Below are 19,748 nucleotides of genomic sequence, written 5' to 3' on the forward strand. Positions count from 1 at the left end.
AACGATGAATATTCAAACTATTGTCATCATCGGTGCTGGACAGGCAGGTGCAAGTGCTATTCTGGAACTACGTAATAACAAATACGACGGTAAAATCATTTTGATTGGAGATGAATCTCATCTGCCTTATGAGCGTCCCCCTTTATCTAAAGATATGATTTTAAGGCCTGAACAGACCAAAATTGAAATTCTATCACAACAAAAATTGAAAGATTTAGGTGTTGAGACCATTCAAGGCAATGCAGTTGTACGCATTGAGCCTGAAAAATATCAAGTGATTTTGAAAAATGGTGAAAGTATTCACTATGACAAGTTATTACTCGCGACAGGTGGGGCTCCTCGTCGTCTTCCAATTTTAGATGCAGTTGGTAAACATGTTTATACTCTGCGAAATTTGGAGGATTCACAAGCCTTGGTTCCAATCTTTCAAGCGGGGAAACGCATTTTGCTTGTAGGCGGTGGAGTTATTGGTCTTGAATTAGCATCAAGTGCCCGTTTTAAAAATTGTCAGGTGACCTTAATTGAACAAAGTCCAATGATTATGGGGCGTTCACCAGCAATTATTAGCCAATTTTTACTTGATGAACACCGCAACCGAGGGGTCGATATTCACTTAAATGTGCAAATTGGTAATGTCACCTTACGAGGAGAAGAGATAGTTGTAATATTGGAAAGTGGTGAAGAGTTGATTGCCGATGCTGTTGTTTATGGCATTGGGATTGTACCGAATGCTCAATTGGCCATAGATGCTGGTTTAGACGTCGACTTTGCCATTAAAGTGAATGAAAACTGCCAGACTTCGAATCCAGATATTTATGCTGCTGGTGATGTAGCAACTCAGTTGCGTGCAGATGGTAATTATGCCCGTATTGAAACTTGGGAAAATGCCAATAATCAAGCAGGCACTTTTGCTCGTCATGTCATGGGATTAGCGCAACCTAAAGCTAATCCATCATGGTTCTGGACAGATCAGTATGATATTAATTTTCAATTCGTTGGCGATATGTCTGCAAAAGAATGGCATATACGAGGCAATATGAATCCGCACGAAAACCAAAATGTTGGATTCACCTTATTTGGGTTAGACCAAGGTATCGTTGTAGCAGGTATTGCTGTTAATCAAGCTAAAGATGTTAGGCATTTAAAAAAATTGGTTTCTAGTTCTAGCACCTTTGATAAAGAAAAGTTGCTAGATCTGTCTATTGAATTACGCAAATTAATTTAATTAGGGTTGTTATACTAAAAGCCTATTTAATATTGAAAATAAAAACCGTCATGCTTATATGGCGGTTTTTTTATGGTTAATCATAAATATTTTCCATGAGTGGATATTATTAATACTTAATTTGAACTGAATTATAATTTTTAGGTATTAGTAGATTTTATTTTTGTTGAGTGATTAATATGTTTTTTGGATTTTAAGTTTCATTATTTTAATATAAGTTATTGAAATATAAATTTATTTAAATTTTATTATAGGTTATTTCTATAAGACTAAAGTATTTAAGTGAAATGTAGTAAATATTTTTTTATTTTTTTATAAAATTATAGAACTTAAGGCTAATTTAGAAATAAAAGCAGTTAAGAAATGATGGTGAATGATTTTTTTAACTAGTAGAAAAGGATTTTTCTATGGACCGTGCAGGAAATAAGCACTCTATTATTACGATCGTCATTTGTTTTTTAATTGCTGTGATTGAAGGGATTGATATTCAGGCAGCAGGTATCGCAGCTGTAGGTATTCGAGAATCTTTTGGTCTGGATAGCTCTCAACTCGGTATTTTTTTTAGTGTCGGAATATTGGGGTTATTACCCGGTGCATTAATTGGTGGACGTTATGCAGACCGTATTGGCCGTAAGATGGTGCTAATCGGGGCAGTAACTATTTTTGCAATATTTACTCTTTTTACCGTTTGGGTGAATAGTTTCTATGTGTTGCTGTTGGTACGTTTTTTAGCAGGAGCTGGATTAGGGGCTGCAATGCCAAATTTAATTGCTCTAGTTTCGGAAGCTGTTTCTAGCGAAAATCGTGGGCGTGCTGTAGGTTTGATGTATTGTGGTATGCCAATAGGAGCCATATTGGTGTCATTACTGGCAGCCTATGATGTAAGTGGACATTGGCAAACAATTTTTTACGTTGGTGGAATCGTTCCTCTTCTTGTACTTCCACTTATGATCAAATTTTTACCAGAGTCACGGGAGTTTTTAGAAACTAGATTTCAGGATAAATCTATTACACGCATAGAAAGCTCTTTTAAAAATCTATTTCAAAATAACTATGCAGGGCAGACTCTATTACTTTGGGCAAGCTATTTTTTTACCTTGATGGTTGTATACATCATGTTGAGTTGGTTGCCATCTCTCTTTATGGAGTTGGGATTCTCTCGTCAACAGGGTAGTTTAGCTCAAGTCTTTTTCCAAATGGGCGCTGCACTAGGCACGGTTGTTTTGGGTATTTTGATTGATCGCTGGAATAAAGCTTATGTCATTATATTGATGTACATAGGTATTTTAGCTGGTTTATTTAGTTTAAATGGAGCCGGTAGTCTTACTGCGATGTATGCAGCCGCAGCATTAATGGGAACATTTACAATTGGTGGGCAAGGCGTTTTATATGCATTTGGTAGCATTGTATATCCAACTGAGATTCGGGCAACTGGTGTAGGGAGTGCCGCAGCGGTTGGGCGTATTGGTGCAATGTTAGGACCTGCGATTGCTGGACAATTACTCGCGATGGGAAGCGGTGCTACAGGCGTAATTTCTGCTGCCATCCCTGGAATTATCATTTCAGCATTACTGATGCTTTTGGTGATTCGCAAATTACATCAGGCCCAATAATCTGAATACCACAATGAAAAAAGCTCATATTTAGGAGCTTTTTTCATATTTGGCATTATTTGAGTGAAATTTCAAATTTGATCATCCGAATGTTTAGTAAGTTCAGAACTGTATCGAGCATATGAGTCGATACAGTTCTACTAATCATCTATATTGAGTAAGAAAAATGTATTCAGTTACCAAGGAAAAGCTTTGGAATCGTTCATTTATTCTGTGTGTATTAAACAATCTTTTTTTATTCATTTATTACTATGCATTACTCACAATATTGCCACTTTATATTTTAAAAGAATTATCCGGTTCAATCAGTCAGGCTGGTTTGGCGTTAACCTTATTTTTGGTTTCATCTATTATCACTCGTCCTTTTTCTGGCTTAATTATTGATCGGTTAGGTAAAAAATATGCCTTACGAGGTTCGGCATTATTATTTGCACTTCTGGCATTAAGTTATCTATGGGCAAATCAGTTATGGCTTTTATTGCTTATTCGTTGTGTGCATGGAATCTGGTTTAGCATTTTGACGACAGTAATAGTGCCTATTGTGAATGATTTTATACCTGAACATAGAAAGGGCGAGGGTATGGGATATTTCGTAATGTCTACGAATCTGGCAGTTGTTTTTGGGCCAATGATCGCATTAGCCACGATACGTTACACCAGTTTTTATAATTTATTTGCCTTTTTAGCATTTATTGTTTGTTTGGGTTTAATTTTTTGTTTTCTTATTCCCGTTTCTTCCTTAAACGATAGGAGGAGAGCCTCTGTAAAGTGGAGTATTACATTTGACGATATCTTTGAAAAAAGGGTGATGTCTATCGGCGTTATTGCTTTATTTACTGCAATGGCTTATTCAAGCATTATGAGCTTTATTAGTGTCTATAGTGAAACAAAAGGCTTATTAGCGGCGACCAGCATATTTTTTATTATCTTTGCAATATCAATGATTATAGTGCGTCCTTGGGTAGGTTACTCTTATGATAAAAGAGGGGCTAATTCTGTGGTTTACCCTTCATTTATCCTTTTTTCAATAGGCTTATTTTTAGTTAGTTGGATGCAAACACAGTGGGGCTATTGGTTGGCGGCAGTACTAATAGGAATGGGATACGGATCGCTTTTCCCTGTTTTTCAAACCATGGCAATACAATCGGTTGAGAAAAAGAGAATAGGGCATGCTGTTTCAACCTTTTTTACTTTATTTGATTTAGGAATGGCCATTGGTTCAGTTTTGGTAGGATTAATTATTGCCCAAATAGGCTACGAGAAAACTTACCAGTTGTGTGCATTCGTTACGATAATGACTTTATTTTTATATCGTTGGATATGTAGTAAAGATGGAAAGACAATAATTAGGATATGACATGGAATTACGTCACTTACGCTACTTTGTTGCGGTTGCTGAAGAGCTGAATTTTACTAAGGCAGCAATGCGTATGCATACGGTGCAACCTTCTCTCAGTCAGCAGATTAAAGATTTAGAAGAAGAAGTAGGAGTTCAGCTTTTTATACGAAGTAAGCGAAAAGTTGAACTGACCAAAGCAGGAGAAGTCTTTTTTAAAGAAGCTCTAATCATTTTAGAACATACAGAAAAAGCAATTAGTTTGGCTCAACAAACTGCTAAAGTTGAACAAGAACAATTAAATATTGGTTTTGTTCCAGTGGCAGAAATGAAAATCTTCCCCTATATCATGCCCAATATAAGAGCGCATTTCCCAGAACTAACAATTGATTTTCATAGCCTTACGGATGATGTACAACTAGTAGCGCTTAGAAAAGGCGAGATAGATATCGCTTTTACTCGTTATGGTGCTGATTCAGATGAATTGGTTTCGATTCAAGTGTTTCAAGAGCCACTTACCTTAATTATTCCCAAAAATTCGCCAGAGGCTCAGCAGGAACGCATTAGTATAAAAAGTTTTGAACAACATGATTTTGTGATTTGCAATGAAGAGTCATCGCCAGAACTTTATCGAATTATTCATAACTTCTTTAAAAAAACTAAGCTTAACGTCGCTGTTGTACAGCACTCAACTAATATCTTACTTAACGTTAATTTAGTCGGAATGGAAATTGGTTGGAGCTTGGTACCTCAATATGTGATTCCTCTATTAGGGGATAAAATTATAGTCAAAAAGACGATAGAACCATTACCGATGATAGGTTTATATGTTTCTTATCGAAAAGATCACGTTAATAAAGCTATAGATTTGATTTTAGATGTACTTAAAAAACAATTTTATCTGGACTTTAGTTAGTATAAAAAAGCCATTCAAAAGAATGGCTTAAAAAATTTAGTTAATTAAATGCATTTTTTCAAAAAGTTCTTCACTTATACTATTTACCGTTTGAGGAATAGCAAGACCTGCTATAAAACGGTCAGGTCGTAATATCACCATAGATTGATTTGTTTGACCAAACCAAGTACGGATTTCACTATCCGCATCACCGATTGTAATGCAATCTGCATTAGAAGTTTGATTTGGTGCATCTAATTGCACGTTAGGGACGACTTGAATAAATTTTATACCTAATTTAATCCATTTTTTCATAATATTGGGTGATATGCCCCAAGTTGGATTGACTCCCCAAGCGAGAATGGCAAAGTTATTTCCAATTACATCATCTAATAAAATTTTGTCTTTGTTTCCAAACTGGACATGAGGCTGTATGAACATCTTTCCAACAGGTGTATTTTTTCCTGAAAATGGCGCCAATATTCCCTCATTATATTTTGGCATTGGCTTGAAACGCATTTCTAGTAAATAGCGTTTTATGGGTTGTATGTAGTTCAATGCATAAGAAATACTATCGCGAACAACACCTTGCCATTTTTTCGGTGGGGCAAGTACGTGACCAGCTAGAACGGATAAATTAATCATTGCTTGCGCGTGGTCTTTCCTTTCTAGTTGATAGCTATCAAGAATTTCAGGGCTTGCTACCTTTTTAATGACCAAAGCCATTTTCCAAGCAAGATTAAATGCATCACGCATACCACTATTGTAACCTTGGCCCTGCCACACAGGCATAATATGTGCAGCATCGCCTGCCAATAAAATACGGTCTACGCGGAAACGATCTGCAATACGTGCATTATGTGTATATACACGTTGGCGTATGACTTCAATATTATCGGTATGGGGTAAAACTTTTCCTAATAGACGATTGATGTTCTCAGGTTTACTAAGTTCTTCTTGGGTTTCTCCCGGCATTACCATAAATTCAAAACGTCGGATGCCATGTGGTAAAGCTGCTGATACGTAAGGACGAACTGGATCACAGCATAAATATACATGAGGGGTGGCTAATGGATCGTTTGCAAGATCAATAACAATCCATTGGTTAGGCGCTGTTTTTCCTTCAAAATTAATATTGAGATTACGACGTACAAATGAATTTCCGCCGTCACAGGCAATAAGGTACTGTGCTTGAATAATTTCTTGTTTTTTGTCTTTTGTAGTAAGGTCTAAAGTTACATGTTCTTTGTCTTGAGTAAAACTATTTAAGTGGCGCGAAAAAAATACCTGTGTTGTTGGGTATAAAGCTAAACCTTCGAGTAAAACACGGTCAACTTGGGGTTGGATAAATGCATTACGACGTGGCCAACCAAATTCGCGAGTCATGGGTTGGATATCTGCAAAGCAACGTCCTTTAGGAGTTAAAAAGCGCATTGCGTGATTGGGAGTAGTATGTGGTAAAACTTGTTTAATTAATCCTAAAGATTGGATTGTTCTTAATGATTCATCATCAATACCAATGGCTCTTGGATAATCAATAAGCTGATCTAATTGTTCAATAACAGTAACTTGTACACCTTGTTTACTTAAGTAATTTGCAATTGTTAATCCAACTGGGCCGGCACCTAAAATTGCAACTTCCGTGGTGTGATGTTGATTCTGATTCACAGTAAATATCCCTTACTATCAAGTTTTCTTATTAATATCAAAATTGAAACAAAGGTAAATTTAATCAATAGTTTAATAAGACGATTATTTGAAGGGGAATGTATGCCTTATTGATTTTAATATATTGTATTTAAAGATTTTTTAATTATTCTGTAATAAGTTTTTTTAATCCAATCATTGTTTTAAATTATATATAATTGTATGGAAATTGGGGAGGATGTTTAATCAACCTCTGATTTATCACAGATTCGGATATTACATTTTTCTTAAGCATGATATTTTTTTATGACCCATGAATGGTGAAATGACCAAAGAAGCGATCTAAAAATTAAAAAGAGACCAGCACATGGTCTCTTTTTACTGCGGTTATCTCTAATAATAAGTCTATAGTGGATTAGGCAAATTAAGTACCACCTGAGCATCCCCAATAACATCTAAGCGTAGAATTTTTGAAGCGCCAAGTTCATTTAGTAACTTTGTTAAAGGGCCTTCGTTTTTCACTAGTCGTACTTTCTCTGGAAAAAGCTTTTGCGCAAAAGAAAGAATATTAGATTGAACGTCTGTTCGGTGCCATTTTCCATCGACTACATGTAGCATGGTTGCTTTATTAATATGTGTTTCAGAATCGACATGTTTTAAAGTAGGAACATCAGTTTTTAAACTTAAATCTAATTTTCCATTAAGATCAAAAATATTGGCTTGAACTTCTTTTGAGTTAATGTTGACGTCAATTTGAGTTAACCATTTTGGTAACTGGTAACCATATACACCACGGACTCTCGCAATTTCAGTATCGACGGGTAAAGCTAAAACATGGGCATAAAAATGACGTTGACGCATCGATTTCATTAACTCTACGATATGTGGCCCACGAGCATTAGGTTGGCGTATGACAATCGCAATTGATACTTCGTTATAGGGGTCATTGTCACAAACCGAATAGGTAAAGAATGTGAGGGCTATCAACCCATAACCTGGAAATGGTTGTAACGGCGTTAAAGCAGCAGGAAGTTTTGCTTTAATTTGCTTAATTGGAGCAAGCATTAACAGCTGAACATTTGCACTACGATAATAAAAGTTAGGTGCCCAGACAGGACCTACTCTCGATTCCACAATTTTTTTAGGAATATGGCGGAAAAAGTCGATATTGCCAGCAGCTGGATCTCGAGCAACTTCATCAAGGTCAGGGTTCATTCTAAAACGGTCATAATAACCATCTTTAGGTACTTTGACTTTCTGTTGCCCAAATTCAACCTCAGTAAATTGTTGTTTTATATTCATTGGAGTTCTCCTTTAACATTAATTGACCGAGTAGCTACCGTTGCCTTTATCAAGACATGTTAATTAATAGCCAGTGTGGGCACTATAAGGTTAAAGCTAACTTTAAAGTCAAGGCTTTAATTTTGACATGTCAAATCTTTGACATTTAAAAGAAATAAAATAAAAACAATTCAAGATTAAAAAGATACAAAGTTAAGTAGAGTCTTCATATAAATTTTATTTTTAAAAGATGATTAAGATAATTGACCTTAAAGTTAACTTTAAGCTTAGTATAAATATCCAAACCTTTATAACGAATCGATAAAACAGTTTTTCAGCAGGAGAACAAAGATGGGATATGTAACCACAAAAGATGGCGTAGAAATTTTTTATAAAGACTGGGGTCCACGCGATGCCCAAGTTTTATTTTTTCATCACGGTTGGCCTTTAAGTTCAGATGATTGGGACACACAGTTACTTTTCTTTTTAGGGCAAGGTTATCGTGTTGTAGCACATGACAGACGGGGACATGGGCGTTCGAGTCAGGTGTGGGATGGTCATGATATGGATCACTACGCCGATGATGTCGCAGAAGTGGTTAAACATCTGAATATTAAAAATGCAATTCATATTGGCCATTCAACGGGTGGCGGTGAAGTTGCTCATTATATTGCTCGTCACGGCCAAGAAAACGTTGCAAAAGCTGTACTTGTTAGTGCAGTTCCACCACTGATGGTTAAAACTGAAAATAATCCTGAAGGTTTACCAAAAGAAGTTTTTGATGACCTACAAAATCAAGTTCTCACAAACCGTGCACAATTTTTCCGAGACCTTCCATCTGGCCCATTCTATGGTTTTAACCGACCAGATGCGAAACCATCTGAAGGTATCATTTCGAATTGGTGGCGTCAGGGCATGACGGGCAGTGCAAAAGCACATTACGATGGTATTGTGGCATTCTCGCAAACTGACTTCACTGAAGATTTAAAGAAAATCACGGTTCCTGTTTTAGTGTTGCATGGTGACGACGACCAGATTGTGCCTTATAAAACTTCTGGTGTGAAATCTGCTGAGTTACTCCCAAATAGCCAACTTAAAATCTATCCGGGTTTTTCACATGGCATGTTAACTGTAAATCATGAAGTGATTAATGCTGACTTATTGGCGTTTATTCGCGAATAATTAAAAGTTTTAAAACTTTAAAGAAAGAGGCATATTGAGTGCCTCTTTTTTTATATAAAAATAATAAATTCAATTAATTAAATACAGAAGTGCGAAAAGGTATTGACATTAAAGTTAGCTTTAATCTTAAAGTAAAGCCATATTGAATGAGGTCATTCCAATGAAAGTGTTCGAAAAGCTAGTATTCCCAAATGGTTCATATGTTCCTAACCGTATTGCCAAAGCTGCAATGGAAGAAAACATGGCTGATTTAAACCATGCACCATCAGAAGAGTTAATGCATTTATATCAGGTTTGGGCAAATGGTGGTGTAGGTTTAATCATTACCGGAAATGTGATGGTAGATCGCCGGGCAATGACTGGACCAGGAGGCGTCGTGCTTGAAGATGAAAAGCATTTGGATACTTTTAAAAAATGGGCGCAAATTGGTCGTTCAAAAGGTGCTCAGGTTTGGCTTCAAATCAATCATCCGGGGCGTCAAATGCAAGCAAACCTTGGTCAACAGACTTGGGCGCCATCGGCAATTTCACTTGATCTTGGCAAAATGTCAAATCGCTTTAATACGCCAATCGAAATGACTGAATCTATGATTGCAGAAGTGATTCAGCGTTTTGCAAACACGGCGCGTTTAGGCGAAAAAGCAGGGTTTACTGGTGTAGAAATTCATGCAGCGCATGGTTATTTATTAAGTCAGTTTCTTTCACCACTCAGCAATAAACGCCAAGATCAATGGGGTGGTTCTTTAGAAAACCGCGCTCGTATTTTAATTGAGATTGTAGAAGCGGTTCGTAAAGTGGTTTCCCCTCAATTTACTGTTGCAGTAAAACTGAACTCAGCCGATTTCCAACGTGGTGGGTTTAGCGCTGAAGATGCTCAACAAGTGGTTAAAATGCTAAATGAACATGCAGTTGATTTGGTTGAACTTTCAGGCGGTAGCTATGAAGCGCCTGCAATGCAAGGTCAAGCACGTGATGGCCGAACACTTGCTCGTGAAGCTTACTTTTTAGAGTTTGCCCAAGAAATTCGTAAAGTTGCCAAAATGCCTGTTATGGTGACAGGTGGCATACGCCGTAAACAGGTAGCAGAGCAGGTAGTTGAAAGTGGTGTAGATATGGTTGGTATTGCCACAGCTTTAGCGATTGAACCCAATTTGCCAAATGCTTGGAAACAAGGCAAAAATGTTTCTCCTGAACTCAAGCCAATTACATGGGAAAATAAAACATTCGCTTCACTTGCCAATATGGCTGTGGTCAAATTCCAGTTACGTAATTTAAGCGCTGGTAAAAAAACAAAACCAAATGTTTCACCAGCTTGGGCTTTAATTTTGCAACAATCAGCGATGTCATGCCGTACCCGCCAATACAAAAAAGGCATGCGTGACTATACATTTGCTTCTTAATAAGTGAGTTGTGTTATGACAAATCCGAATGATTCAAACTGGATAATTTATGGAGCAAATGGTTACACGGGCGAGTTAATCGCTCGTGAAGCTGTACGCCAAGGTCTAAAACCAACTTTGGCTGGTCGTAACAAAGCTAAGGTTGAAACATTAGCTCAAGAGTTGGGGCTCGACTATAAAGCTTTTGGGCTTGATAACGTAGATGCGGTCAGTGAGCAACTCCAAGGTTTTAAACTGATCATGCACTGTGCAGGGCCATTTTCAGCGACATCAAAACCCATGATGGAAGCTTGTATAAAAGCAGGTGCTCATTATCTCGATATTACTGGTGAAATCGCTGTATTTGAGTTAGCACAGTCACTTAACAGCCAAGCTGAAAAAGCCAATATTGTGCTTTGTCCGGGTGTTGGTTTTGATGTAATTCCGACAGATTGTGTTGCTGCTGCCTTGAAAGAAGCACTACCAGATGCGACCCATTTAGCACTTGGTTTTGACTCTAGAACAGGGTTTTCACCGGGTACTGCTAAAACAAGTACAGAAGGTATGGCCGAAGGCGGTAAAATTCGTAAAAACGGAAAAATTACTACTGTTCCATTAGCACATTATGTTCGGACCATTGATTTTGGTGATGGTAAAAAAAGTGCCATGAGTGTTCCGTGGGGAGATGTATCTACAGCGTTTTATACAACCGGTATTCCAAACATTGAAGTGTTTGTACCTGCATTCCCTAAAATGATTATGGGCGCGAAAATGATGAACTATTTACGCTCAGTATTAAAAATTAATGCTGTGCAGAAGTTTATTAAGTCACGTATTGAAAAAACGGTTGTTGGGCCAAATGAGGAGCTTCGCGCGAAAGTACCCACCTATGTTTGGGGTGAGGCAAGAAATACGCGTGGGGAAATCAAAACTGCTCGCATTCAAACAGAAAACGCTTATAGCCTTACCGTAAATGGCTCACTGACTGTAGTGAATTATTTACTCAAAAATACTGTGAAAGGCGGTACATATACACCTGCAAAACTCATGGGTTATAAGCTAGTGACCGAGTTGCCGGGCTCTGGTCCGCTAGTCATTAATTAATTAAGCCCTTATTAAAACAGCATGTTTATAGATAGTCCCGAACAAGGAGACATTCTTGTTTGGGTAATTTATAAAATTAATAAATATTTCAAAATGATATCGTGGTAAAAAGGTGTAAGGAAAGACAGAAAACAAAACACTGCATAAGAAATAATTCAAATTGAATATACTAAAAAGCGATAAATATTTTTCATAATAAAGGAATGTAAATAATGAGAAAACTAATACTGTTTCTACATGCATCGCTTGATAGTTTTGTCGAAGGTCCAAATGGGGCAATGGACATAGGGTGGATTGCTTACGATGCTGATTTAGCAAATCATGCAAAAGAAATTTTAAGCACTGCCGATACGGTGATTTGGGGACGTGCGACTTACCAGATGATGTATAATTACTGGCCAACAATGCTTTCAAATCCAGAAGCTTCAGAGCATGAACGCAATCATGCTGAGTGGATTGAAAAAACAGAGAAAATCGTTTTTTCAACCACCTTGGATACAGTTGAATGGAATAATTCCAGACTTGTAAAAGACCATGTCGAAGAAGAAATTAATAAGCTCAAACAGCAAGCGGGTAAAGATATGGTGATTCTGGGAAGCCCAAGATTCGCACACTATTTGATGCAACTTGATTTAATTGATGAATACAAAATTACAGTTTCACCTGTGCTGATTGGTAGTGGTTTGCCACTATTCCAAGGTATTCAGCAAAAGACCAATCTTAAACTCATTGAAAATAAAACTTTTGCTTCTGGTGCCATCGGTCTTCACTACCAAAAGATTAGTTAGTTTTTTCTATAATATTTGTATGAAAAAGACGAATTACAGTGCTGGTCTATAATTCGTCTTTTTAGCTTTATTGCATGCTACTTAAACGCTTAACAACTGCTTCGGCAATTTCTTTACTCGACTGTGGGTTTTGTCCAGTAATTAATCTGTCGCCCGAAATCACATACGAGGTAAACGGAATAAATGCTTCTTTATATTTTGCACCACGTTCAATGAGTCCATTTTGTAAAGAAAATGGAACTTGAGACTTAATACCTGAAAGTGTTTCTTCTATATTTGCAAAACCCGTAACAGTTCTATCTGCAATTAAGGGTTTGCCATTTTCATCCTGTAAAGGCAATAAACCGCCTACGCCGTGACAGACCGCTGCAACGACTCCACCTTGGCGATAGATTTGTTCACTAATATTCTGCAAAGCTTTATTGTTTGGAAAATCCCACATGGTGCCGTGCCCACCCGTATAGTAAATGGCTTTGTACTGGGTAGGATTAATGGCACTTGGAGCCAGCGTTGTTTTTAACCGCTGCATAAAGGCTGGGTCGGCTAAATGGTGACGGGCAGATTTGTCTAGGTAAATCGATTTTAGGCTACGTTCATCTAGTGGAACTTCACCACCTAAAGGACTTACAAAATCCATGTCATAGCCAGCAGCCAAAGCGACATCGTAAAAATGAGTGAGTTCGGTCAGCCAAAGTCCTGTTTTATCAGAACGGGAAGGATAATCCGAGTGATTGGTCATCACGACTAAAATTTTTCCGTTTGCTTTGGCTAAACTTTGAGTCTTATCTAACTCTGCGGCATGTAGCGCATGTGAAGACAAAAAAAAGGCAAAAATAATGGTTAACCAACGCTGAAAATCCCAAACTTTAAACATGACAGGTCCTCATTCATCACCTGTAGCCAATCGTATGTTTAAAGTGCACTTTAAGGTCAATAGGTCTCGAAGAAATTATGGTGATTTTGCTTTGTCGTAATAGAGATTCATGAGTCGTTCAGCATTTTGTTCGCAGGTAATTTCATCAGGTTTGTTATTGATTGCTTCAACCATAGTTCGTAAGTTTTGTTTACTCACTTTGAGTTTTTGTTCTAAAAGTTCAATTTCTTGAATTTTTAATTCAAGTGTTTGGATGAGTGCGTCATGGTTCCAAGTGGCAACTTTTGAAGGCAAAAAAGCCTTAATTTCTGCTAAAGAAAATCCAACTTGCTGGGCTTGTTGAATTAAAGAAAGTTGCTTTAAATCATTATCGGTATATTCACGATAACCGTTCGATTTTCTTTTTGCTTTAGGCAATAGTTTGATTTGCTCGTAGTAACGAATTGTAGGGGTGCTTAAGCCGCTTAATTTAGATAACTCGCTAATATTCATAGCTACAGACTCTATTGACATTCAAGTTAACTTTAGGCTTATAGTGTTCTAAAAGCAAGGTTCATAACTTTACTAACTACACACGTTCAGTAACAACTTTCTATGCTTTGATAGATGAAAGAATAGAATTATAAATATGAAAAATGAGGTGAGAAAATGTCTAAACGCATATTACATGTCGTGACAAATATTTCACGCTATAAAGATATAGATGAACCGACAGGTCTATGGTTAGGTGAACTGACCCATGCCTACGATGAGTTTGAGAAACAAAATTACGTACAGGATATTGTCAGTCCAAATGGCGGAAAAACTCCGATTGAACCTAAATCACTTGTGCCTTTAGTAGCAGATAAATCAGTTAAAAATAGAGAAAATGATCAAGCTTTTATTACGCTTTTAGCAAATACCTTTAAGCCTTCAGATATCAAGTGGCAAGATTATGATGTGATTTACTACACAGGTGGTCATGGAGTCATGTGGGATTTTTTAGATAACCCTGAACTTCAAGAAATCACCAAAAATATTTATGAAAAGGGCGGCATAGTTTCGAGTGTTTGTCATGGTTATTGTGGTTTGCTCAATGTAAGACTTTCAAATGGTGAGCGACTGATAAAAAATAAAAAGTTAACGGGCTTTGCTTGGAGTGAAGAAGTTTTGGCAGGGGTGGCAAAAAAAGTTCCATACAATGCTGAAGAATTAGCAAAAGAATACGGTGCTCACTATGAAAAAGCTTTTATTCCTTTTGCACCATATGTGGTTCGAGATGGCAACTTAATTACAGGTCAAAACCCTTTTTCAGCTAGAAAGACGGCTTTGGCGATTGTAGAAGAGCTAGAAAAGTCGTAATTGTTAATGGTGCAAGCATAACCCCTAAAAGCAAAACCAGTGACGGCTTTGCTTTTAGGGTGTTTAAATAAAATGATTTGATCTAGCAAGGCTAACTTTAAGGAACAATCACAAAATCAGGGTTTGCTATTGCAAAAACTGCTTCGCGGTCTGCAACTGGTGGATAAATCCAGACTGTATTAATTTCTTGTTTAATTTTTTTAGCTTCATCACGCACAAATTGAACCTGACGATCCCAACCTTCGCTATACATTGCACCCCACGGACCTAAATCAACACACGTCACATACTTCGGTTGGCTGTATGGATGAAGTGGTAAATCAACTAGTTCTGCCGCGGCATTGTAACCTGCTACTCGGCCTAGGCTCATGGCATGTTGGCATGACATCACGTTAAAATTACCTAAATTATCGGTTGGAACTTTTACAGTATCGCCCGTGACAAAAATATTTTTTGTTTCAGGTGCATGTAAGTAAGCATCCCCTAAAATACGTCCTAAATTATCTTTTTCACCAGTAACTTGAGAGGTGAGTGGGTTGGCTCGCATGCCGGCAGTCCAAATCACGGTTTCTGTTTCAATTCTTTCGCCATTAGAAAGCGTTACCCCTGATGCATCTAGCGCCGTAACTCGTAGCCCAGCTTTACCTTCAATACCCAACTCGCTAAGAGCTTCTCGAATAACTGTAGCTGCTTGGTCACCCATTGCTGCACCAATTTCTGTTGAAGAGTCAACTAAAACTACACGGACATCAGTTTCACCTAAAATGCTACGCAGACGTTCAGGCATTTCGGTAACGGCTTCTAACCCAGTAAGACCACCACCAGCAACGACCACAGTATTACGTGCTGCACTTAAAGGTTTATTGGCTAAACTTTTAAGATGTTGGTCCAGTTTCTCAGCATCTTCTAGTGTGCTTACGCTAAAACCATATTCGGTAAGACCCGGTATAGGTGGCATAAACGTAGTACTTCCGGTTGCCAGAATAAAACGGTCATAACTTAAAGTCTGTTTGCTACCATCGATGGTTGAAAGGTCAATTGTCTGTTGGTCGGCATCAATTTTATTTACCCAGCCTGCTAGAAATTTAACCCCAACTACACTTAATAACTCTGAAATATCAGGGTTCATGTTTTCTAGTACAGCTTCATAAAGACGAGGACGAATATCAACATTTGGGCTAGGGGAAACCATCACCACTTCAATGTTTTGTTCTTGCGACGCTAAGTGAATTGCTCTTTGTGCAGCAAGTGCAGCCCATAAACCAGCAAAGCCAGAACCAGCAATAATAATACGTTTACTCATTTGATTATCCTTTTGATCGATTTTTCGGACAAAAATTCCTGCTCATCACAAAATTTAGGGTGAGCGAATCCTTTCTCTGATTGTCCGAAAAAATCTGAGAAGGCGTTTAAAACGATTAGAGGATTTTTAAATTAGGGCATGAAGCCCTATAAACTCATTATTCGAGCGTATCCCGTAAGATTTTACTTTTCCGCATTTTTGCTGTTTTTCCTTCGATGCGTTCATTAATCCAGCCATTTACATCACTAAAAAATATGTCGGGTGCATAACGGCCAAAACGGTTAGCAATATCACCAAGTGTATGAGCACCTAAAGCATCTCGCATGGCTTTTTCGGCCTGTAACATGACCGCATGTACTGCACACACACCACTGGTTGCCCAATCTGGCGGAGCATGATTAAAGACCGCGCATTTACCACGAACTTCTTGACACTCAAAAAGCGGTTTTTCACCTTCGATTGCATTCACGATATCTAAGAAACTAATTTCATGAGCAGATCGAGCGAGTAAATACCCACCACGGATACCTTCTTGAGCAACAACAAGACCTGCCTTTTCAAGTTTAGGAAAAATCTTGGCCATAAAACTTGGAGAGACTCCTTGTAATTCAGCAAGATCCTTACTACTCAAAGGTTTATCTTCATTATTCACAAGAAAAAGAAGACAGTGAATCGCATACTCAACGCTACTAGTGATATAAGCCATTTAATTTCATAATTGATCAACTACAAACACAGACTAATGTAGTCTGCGTTTTAAGTCAATAATAAAACTAAGACAAAGTTAGTCCTAGTTTTATTTTGGAATAGCATAGATGGCAGAATTGGAGGATATATAACTGAATTTAAATACCTTTAAAGTAAAATTGAAGGATATAAATAATTTAAAAACTATCAAAAAAACTTACGAACGCCACCAATAATTTTCGACATTTGGTTCGTTTAGGTTCAGTACTTCACCCATTTGCGGTGTGCTAATCGCTAACGCATTTTCTTTAGCCAAACTGACAATACGTTCAAACGGGTCATCCCAAGCATGAAGTGCCAAATCAAAAGTACCGTTATGTACAGGCAATAAATGACGACCTTTTAAATCGATATGTGCTTGTAAAGTTTGCTCTGGTTGCATGTGAACATCAGGCCATTCGGGGTCGTAAGCACCTGTTTCTAACATGGTGAGATCGAAAGGGCCATAACGATGTCCAATCTCTTTAAATCCATCGAAATAACCTGTGTCACCACTGAAAAATACACGTAAGTCATTATCAATAATCACCCACGAAGCCCAAAGCGTCGCATTGCTATCACCCATACCACGGCCTGAAAAATGATGAGCAGGGGTAGCCACCAATTTTAGTCCATCCACATGGGTAGTATCCCACCAATCAAGTTGTTGAACCTTTTCTGCTGGAATTCCCCATTTAATGAGGGTGTCACCGACACCAAGCGGTGTTAAGAAATGCTCAACTTTATCGTTCAGTTGCATGACTGCATGGTAGTCGAGGTGGTCGTAGTGGTTATGCGACAAAATCACGCCTTTAATGGGTGGTAATTCGGCAATACTAATCGGGGGCTGGTGAAAACGTTTTGGGCCAAGCCATTGAAAAGGTGATGCACGCTCTGAAAAAACTGGGTCGGTTAACCAAAATTCATTTTGCAGTTGTAACAAGATGGTTGAGTGCCCCAAACGAAATAGAGAGCGGTCGGGTGCACTCAACAATTGTTCTTTCGATAAACTTAAAACAGGAATTTCTCTATTTGGAACGGTGTCTTTTGGTTTGTTAAATAGAAACTTCCACATGAGCTGGAGCGTTTTGCCAAAAGAAGGCTTGTGCTGGTTTGGACGCGTATTTCTAAATTTGCCATTGTGCTGTTGAGATGGCATTAAGGCAGAAGGCAAGTCTGTGGTATTTGAAATAGTCATTTTGTTTTCCTTATTGGAACAAACCTATATGTGCAAATAAGAACTTGGGCTAAGTACTTATTTTGATTTATTTAAATGAGTATTTGCTCACTCATTAATTGGTTCAAAAATAAGGACGCCACGCATCCTTGACTTTTATCTAGATTGAAACTGCATGCCAAAATGCTTCAAAACCAGATTTGCGATAACGCTCTGTTTGAGAAGGGTCTTGGCCAATAAAATTTAGTGTGACTTCGGCAAGTGCACCTAAAATTGAAGCAATAAATAACGGCGGATAATCTCGTAGTGTTCCACTGTTAATATGTTCTTGAATGTTTTGAGTGAGGTCGCAAAAGGTTTGCATGCCAATTTGTTTGCTTTGCTCAGTAATTTGTTCTGAGGTTGAAAGCTGCGCCATCACTTTACGTTTAAGGGGAGCCTCTAAGCTCCAGTCCAAATAGCTTTGCCAGATATGCGACATTTGTATTTGCAGATCGGCGTTAGTCGGGTAACCAAGCATCATCACTTGTCGTAACTCAGCCTTTAACGAAAGATATAACTGGTTTAGCAGTTCTTCTTTATTACTAAAATAGGTAAATAAAGTGCCTTCTGCCACGCCAGCGACTTTTGCAATTTTTGAGGTAGACGCACGTTCGCCAAGCTCTGCTAATGTTTCAATAGCAGCGCTTAAAATTGCATTACGTTTATCTTCACTGCGTGGACGAGCCATATATAAATACATTAATTGAGTGATTACTCAATCATACATAAAAATAGCAAGACAGCAAGATATATTTTGTTAGATCCACACTATTGATCCCTTCTAAATGTAATTGGTGTTTGGCCAGTCCATTTTTTAAAAGCTCGTGTGAAATTCGTAGGTTGTATATAGCCCAGAAAAAGTGCAATTTCTTGTATATCCATATCACTATGAAGTAACAAATGTTCAGCTTCTTTTTGTTGAGCTTCTTCAAGCAATTGCAGATATGAAGAACCGACTTGGCTTAAATGGCGTCGTAATGTTCGGCTAGACATGTTTAAGCGAGTTGCAATTTCATCAAATGAAGGATAACCCACCTGTGGTTTTAGATTTAATTCAGCCTTTACGGTTAGACATATATCTTTAATTTGCTCGGAAAAACGGATTTGTTCAGCTTCACACTGTGCCAGAGCTTGTTTAAAAGCAATCGGATCTGCCATTTTAATGGGTAAATCTAGAAGCTGTTTTTTATATCCAATTTGATTAGTTGCTTGGTTAAAGTGAATAGCTGGCAATAAATGTTGATATGCTTTGTGATAAGCAGGTTCAGGCCAATCAACCCATAACTCGATTTCAGCAGAATCATTTTCAATCAAGAATTGGCCAGTTTGAATCACACCAATCATTAAACATTCATAAAAAAAGCGTCTAAGCGTTTCCGCTTGTTCGGGTTGATTGCTGACAATAGGATGAGTTTCTTTAATTTTAATAATAGAAAAATCATTATTTTCAAGCAAAGCAATACGATAATCTTTTAATCGCATGTTAAAGAATTGCGTTGAAACCTCAATGGCCTGACGTAAGTTTGGGCTACTCATGAGGGCATATCCCATCGGACCATGAGCAGTTAAACGTAGTTTTAATCCGTAGTCATATCCCAAGCCAGAATCTTTCGACAATAACAAGCTTTCCCACGCCAGCTTAGACCACTGCACAGGGGTAATTCGGGCATCTAGTTGATCTAAAAGGTTTAAGGGAATTTTACTTTTCTTCAAAATTTCAAGCGCAGAAAATCCTTTGTCGACCATGATTTCTAATAACAAATGCGCATAAGAAATAGGAATACTGGCTTTGGAAAGCCCATATGGATCTTTCATATTACTTTTTGTTTTGGCCGA

The 19,748-nt window shown here is 37.8% G+C and carries 18 protein-coding genes; 9 read left to right on the top strand and 9 right to left on the bottom strand.

Annotated elements, in window-relative coordinates; all coding sequences use genetic code 11:
* Positions 1-4: 4 nt before the first annotated feature.
* From hcaD to MMY79_RS08500, 4 genes are all read left to right on the top strand, one after another.
* Complete coding sequence (hcaD, locus tag MMY79_RS08485; protein WP_252612969.1) at positions 5-1,225, top strand: 3-phenylpropionate/cinnamic acid dioxygenase ferredoxin--NAD(+) reductase subunit; 1,221 nt, start codon at positions 5-7, stop codon at positions 1,223-1,225.
* Between the two features lie 407 nt (positions 1,226-1,632).
* Positions 1,633-2,838 (top strand): 3-(3-hydroxy-phenyl)propionate transporter MhpT, encoded by a 1,206-nt coding sequence (gene mhpT / locus MMY79_RS08490; RefSeq protein WP_252612971.1) that lies wholly within the window; start codon positions 1,633-1,635, stop codon positions 2,836-2,838.
* A 166-nt stretch (positions 2,839-3,004) separates the two neighbouring features.
* Positions 3,005-4,195, top strand: a complete 1,191-nt coding sequence (locus MMY79_RS08495; protein ID WP_252612973.1) for an MFS transporter — start codon at positions 3,005-3,007, stop codon at positions 4,193-4,195.
* 1 nt (position 4,196) lies between these two features.
* Positions 4,197-5,090 (top strand): LysR substrate-binding domain-containing protein, encoded by an 894-nt coding sequence (locus MMY79_RS08500; RefSeq protein WP_252612975.1) that lies wholly within the window; start codon positions 4,197-4,199, stop codon positions 5,088-5,090.
* 36 nt (positions 5,091-5,126) lie between these two features.
* Here the strand turns inward: MMY79_RS08500 and MMY79_RS08505 are convergent, their stop codons facing one another.
* Both MMY79_RS08505 and MMY79_RS08510 read right to left on the bottom strand, forming a co-directional pair.
* Positions 5,127-6,737: a bifunctional 3-(3-hydroxy-phenyl)propionate/3-hydroxycinnamic acid hydroxylase gene (locus tag MMY79_RS08505; RefSeq protein WP_252612977.1), complete on the bottom strand. Its 1,611-nt coding sequence runs from the start codon at positions 6,735-6,737 to the stop codon at positions 5,127-5,129.
* A 384-nt stretch (positions 6,738-7,121) separates the two neighbouring features.
* Positions 7,122-8,018 (bottom strand): acetoacetate decarboxylase, encoded by an 897-nt coding sequence (locus tag MMY79_RS08510; RefSeq protein WP_252612979.1) that lies wholly within the window; start codon positions 8,016-8,018, stop codon positions 7,122-7,124.
* 330 nt (positions 8,019-8,348) lie between these two features.
* On the opposite strand from MMY79_RS08510, the gene MMY79_RS08515 reads away from it, so the two are divergent.
* From MMY79_RS08515 to MMY79_RS08530, 4 genes are all read left to right on the top strand, one after another.
* Positions 8,349-9,179 (top strand): alpha/beta hydrolase, encoded by an 831-nt coding sequence (locus MMY79_RS08515; protein ID WP_252612981.1) that lies wholly within the window; start codon positions 8,349-8,351, stop codon positions 9,177-9,179.
* A 160-nt stretch (positions 9,180-9,339) separates the two neighbouring features.
* A complete protein-coding gene (locus tag MMY79_RS08520; protein WP_252612982.1) occupies positions 9,340-10,578 on the top strand; it encodes an NADH:flavin oxidoreductase/NADH oxidase family protein in 1,239 nt (412 codons plus the stop codon).
* 15 nt (positions 10,579-10,593) lie between these two features.
* On the top strand, positions 10,594-11,661 hold the full coding sequence (locus tag MMY79_RS08525; RefSeq protein WP_252612984.1) for a saccharopine dehydrogenase NADP-binding domain-containing protein: 1,068 nt from the start codon (positions 10,594-10,596) through the stop codon (positions 11,659-11,661).
* Positions 11,662-11,873: 212 nt separating this feature from the next.
* Positions 11,874-12,449, top strand: a complete 576-nt coding sequence (locus MMY79_RS08530; RefSeq protein WP_252612986.1) for a dihydrofolate reductase family protein — start codon at positions 11,874-11,876, stop codon at positions 12,447-12,449.
* A gap of 67 nt (positions 12,450-12,516) precedes the next feature.
* Here the strand turns inward: MMY79_RS08530 and MMY79_RS08535 are convergent, their stop codons facing one another.
* Positions 12,517-13,323 carry a type 1 glutamine amidotransferase domain-containing protein gene (locus MMY79_RS08535; protein ID WP_252612988.1) on the bottom strand — a complete coding sequence of 269 codons (807 nt, stop codon included), beginning with the start codon at positions 13,321-13,323 and terminating at the stop codon, positions 12,517-12,519.
* Positions 13,324-13,398: 75 nt separating this feature from the next.
* Positions 13,399-13,815 (bottom strand): MerR family transcriptional regulator, encoded by a 417-nt coding sequence (locus MMY79_RS08540; protein WP_252612990.1) that lies wholly within the window; start codon positions 13,813-13,815, stop codon positions 13,399-13,401.
* 156 nt (positions 13,816-13,971) lie between these two features.
* Here MMY79_RS08540 and MMY79_RS08545 point away from each other — a divergent pair, with 156 nt between their 5' ends.
* Positions 13,972-14,664: a type 1 glutamine amidotransferase domain-containing protein gene (locus MMY79_RS08545; RefSeq protein ID WP_252612992.1), complete on the top strand. Its 693-nt coding sequence runs from the start codon at positions 13,972-13,974 to the stop codon at positions 14,662-14,664.
* A 97-nt stretch (positions 14,665-14,761) separates the two neighbouring features.
* Here MMY79_RS08545 and MMY79_RS08550 read toward each other — a convergent pair whose 3' ends face one another.
* The 5 genes from MMY79_RS08550 to MMY79_RS08570 all read right to left on the bottom strand — a co-directional run bounded on the left by MMY79_RS08550 (position 14,762) and on the right by MMY79_RS08570 (position 19,727).
* Positions 14,762-15,967: an FAD-dependent oxidoreductase gene (locus MMY79_RS08550; protein WP_252612993.1), complete on the bottom strand. Its 1,206-nt coding sequence runs from the start codon at positions 15,965-15,967 to the stop codon at positions 14,762-14,764.
* A 157-nt stretch (positions 15,968-16,124) separates the two neighbouring features.
* A complete protein-coding gene (locus MMY79_RS08555) occupies positions 16,125-16,673 on the bottom strand; it encodes an Rrf2 family transcriptional regulator (protein WP_252612994.1) in 549 nt (182 codons plus the stop codon).
* 198 nt (positions 16,674-16,871) lie between these two features.
* A complete protein-coding gene (locus tag MMY79_RS08560; protein ID WP_252612996.1) occupies positions 16,872-17,891 on the bottom strand; it encodes an MBL fold metallo-hydrolase in 1,020 nt (339 codons plus the stop codon).
* A gap of 139 nt (positions 17,892-18,030) precedes the next feature.
* The gene (locus MMY79_RS08565; RefSeq protein WP_252612997.1) at positions 18,031-18,600 is read right to left on the bottom strand and encodes a TetR/AcrR family transcriptional regulator; all 570 of its coding nucleotides are present in this window, start codon (positions 18,598-18,600) and stop codon (positions 18,031-18,033) included.
* Positions 18,601-18,680: 80 nt separating this feature from the next.
* Positions 18,681-19,727 carry an AraC family transcriptional regulator gene (locus MMY79_RS08570; protein ID WP_252612998.1) on the bottom strand — a complete coding sequence of 349 codons (1,047 nt, stop codon included), beginning with the start codon at positions 19,725-19,727 and terminating at the stop codon, positions 18,681-18,683.
* Positions 19,728-19,748: the final 21 nt, after the last annotated feature.

The sequence above is a fragment of the Acinetobacter sp. XS-4 genome (genome assembly GCF_023920705.1).
GTDB lineage: Bacteria > Pseudomonadota > Gammaproteobacteria > Pseudomonadales > Moraxellaceae > Acinetobacter.

What these genes read in the sequence shown, in the direction of transcription:
- hcaD (WP_252612969.1), top strand. Translation starts at nt 5, where the DNA reads ATGAATATTCAAACTATTGTCATCATCGGTGCTGGACAGGCAGGTGCA.
- mhpT (WP_252612971.1), top strand. Translation starts at nt 1,633, where the DNA reads ATGGACCGTGCAGGAAATAAGCACTCTATTATTACGATCGTCATTTGT.
- MMY79_RS08495 (WP_252612973.1), top strand. Translation starts at nt 3,005, where the DNA reads ATGTATTCAGTTACCAAGGAAAAGCTTTGGAATCGTTCATTTATTCTG.
- MMY79_RS08500 (WP_252612975.1), top strand. Translation starts at nt 4,197, where the DNA reads ATGGAATTACGTCACTTACGCTACTTTGTTGCGGTTGCTGAAGAGCTG.
- MMY79_RS08510 (WP_252612979.1), bottom strand. Translation starts at nt 8,018, where the DNA reads ATGAATATAAAACAACAATTTACTGAGGTTGAATTTGGGCAACAGAAA.
- MMY79_RS08515 (WP_252612981.1), top strand. Translation starts at nt 8,349, where the DNA reads ATGGGATATGTAACCACAAAAGATGGCGTAGAAATTTTTTATAAAGAC.
- MMY79_RS08520 (WP_252612982.1), top strand. Translation starts at nt 9,340, where the DNA reads ATGAAAGTGTTCGAAAAGCTAGTATTCCCAAATGGTTCATATGTTCCT.
- MMY79_RS08525 (WP_252612984.1), top strand. Translation starts at nt 10,594, where the DNA reads ATGACAAATCCGAATGATTCAAACTGGATAATTTATGGAGCAAATGGT.
- MMY79_RS08530 (WP_252612986.1), top strand. Translation starts at nt 11,874, where the DNA reads ATGAGAAAACTAATACTGTTTCTACATGCATCGCTTGATAGTTTTGTC.
- MMY79_RS08535 (WP_252612988.1), bottom strand. Translation starts at nt 13,323, where the DNA reads ATGTTTAAAGTTTGGGATTTTCAGCGTTGGTTAACCATTATTTTTGCC.
- MMY79_RS08540 (WP_252612990.1), bottom strand. Translation starts at nt 13,815, where the DNA reads ATGAATATTAGCGAGTTATCTAAATTAAGCGGCTTAAGCACCCCTACA.
- MMY79_RS08545 (WP_252612992.1), top strand. Translation starts at nt 13,972, where the DNA reads ATGTCTAAACGCATATTACATGTCGTGACAAATATTTCACGCTATAAA.
- MMY79_RS08550 (WP_252612993.1), bottom strand. Translation starts at nt 15,967, where the DNA reads ATGAGTAAACGTATTATTATTGCTGGTTCTGGCTTTGCTGGTTTATGG.
- MMY79_RS08555 (WP_252612994.1), bottom strand. Translation starts at nt 16,673, where the DNA reads ATGGCTTATATCACTAGTAGCGTTGAGTATGCGATTCACTGTCTTCTT.
- MMY79_RS08560 (WP_252612996.1), bottom strand. Translation starts at nt 17,891, where the DNA reads ATGACTATTTCAAATACCACAGACTTGCCTTCTGCCTTAATGCCATCT.
- MMY79_RS08565 (WP_252612997.1), bottom strand. Translation starts at nt 18,600, where the DNA reads ATGGCTCGTCCACGCAGTGAAGATAAACGTAATGCAATTTTAAGCGCT.
- MMY79_RS08570 (WP_252612998.1), bottom strand. Translation starts at nt 19,727, where the DNA reads ATGAAAGATCCATATGGGCTTTCCAAAGCCAGTATTCCTATTTCTTAT.